This window comes from Streptomyces sp. NPDC059455 (assembly GCF_042750115.1).
In the GTDB taxonomy this organism is placed as follows: domain Bacteria; phylum Actinomycetota; class Actinomycetes; order Streptomycetales; family Streptomycetaceae; genus Streptomyces; species Streptomyces endocoffeicus.
Genome location: NZ_JBHYVB010000490.1, coordinates 1 through 1310 on the forward strand (window position 1 = coordinate 1; position 1310 = coordinate 1310).

2 protein-coding genes are annotated in these 1310 nt (G+C 65.2%); both read left to right on the plus strand.

The annotated features are described in order from the left end of the window. Positions 1 to 1062 (plus strand): KR domain-containing protein (locus ACFXB5_RS53760; RefSeq protein ID WP_385223393.1); only part of this gene is annotated, 1062 nt, incomplete at its 5' end. Positions 1063 to 1117: 55 nt separating this feature from the next. Further along, positions 1118 to 1310, plus strand: a 193-nt coding sequence (locus ACFXB5_RS53765; protein ID WP_385223395.1) for a polyketide synthase docking domain-containing protein, incomplete at its 3' end; no start/stop codon positions are given.

Below are 1310 nucleotides of genomic sequence, written 5' to 3' on the forward strand. Positions count from 1 at the left end.
GTGGTGCATACCGCGGGGGTGGTGGATGACGGTGTCGTGGAGGGGTTGACCGAGGAGCGTGTCCGGCGGGTGTTGGCTCCGAAGGTGGATGCGGCCTGGTATCTGCATGAGCTGACCCGGGACATGGGGTTGGAGGCGTTCGTGCTCTACTCCTCCGTCGCGGCCACGCTTGGTGCTGGTGGGCAGGGGAGTTATGCGGCGGCCAACGCCTTCCTCGACGCCCTGGCCCAGCACCGCCACGCCCTCGGCCTGCCCGCCCTCTCCCTCGCCTGGGGCCTGTGGGCACAGGCCAGCGGGATGACCCAAAACCTCAGCGCTGCTGATGCGGCCCGTGCACACCGCTCGGGAATCGTGCCGATGGCTACTGAAGATGCCTTGGCGCTGTTTGATCGGTCGATGCATGCGGGCCGTGCTGTGGTGCTGCCGGTTCGGATGGATCTGAAGGCGTTGGGGGATCGGCCGGTACCGGTACCGCCGGTGCTGCGTCAGCTGGTGCGCAGGCCGGTCCGGAAGGCAGCGGCCGGGCACGGTGGTGGCTCGGGCACCGAGTGGCGCGAGCGAATCGCCATGGCCGTTCCCGAAGAGCGGGAGCAACTGCTGCTCGACCTGGTCCGTACCCACCTTGCCACCGTATTGGGACGAACCGACCCCCACGACATCGACGCAGAGGGCGGGCTCCTCGAAATGGGCTTGGATTCCCTTACCGCGGTGGAACTACGCAATCACCTCGGTACGGCAACAGGTCTTCGGCTGCCCACCACCGTGGTCTTCGATCACCCGACTTCCATAGCTCTCGCGAAGTATCTGGCCTCACGCCTGGGTGACAGCGTCTTGAAATCGGAACGGAACAGCGCACACGGCGTGCTGGCGGAAATCGAGAAGCTCCACGCAATGCTCGGCAACGTTTCCCTTGCCGACGAGGAGCATTCCCTGGCGGCTGGTCGATTGACCGATGTTCTGACCCAGTTCAAGAAGCGCGGCACGGGTGACGTCGCCGACGCCGACAGTATCGAAGCAGCGACTGATGAGGAGCTGTTCGAACTCCTCGACGGCGACCTGTAACACGTATAGCTCCTCTGAACCCTTGGCCCACATCTTCTAGGAAGGCAATTCCTCGATGGCGGACGCGGCGCAGCTACGTACGTACCTCAAGCGAGCCACTGTTGACCTGCGTGAGGCTCGGGGGCGCCTGCGCGAGGTTGAGGAGCGCGCGCGGGAGCCGATTGCGATTGTGGGGGTGGGGTGTCGGTATCCGGGTGGTGTGGTTTCGCCGGAGGGGTTGTGGGATTTGGTGGCGGGTGGGGTGGATG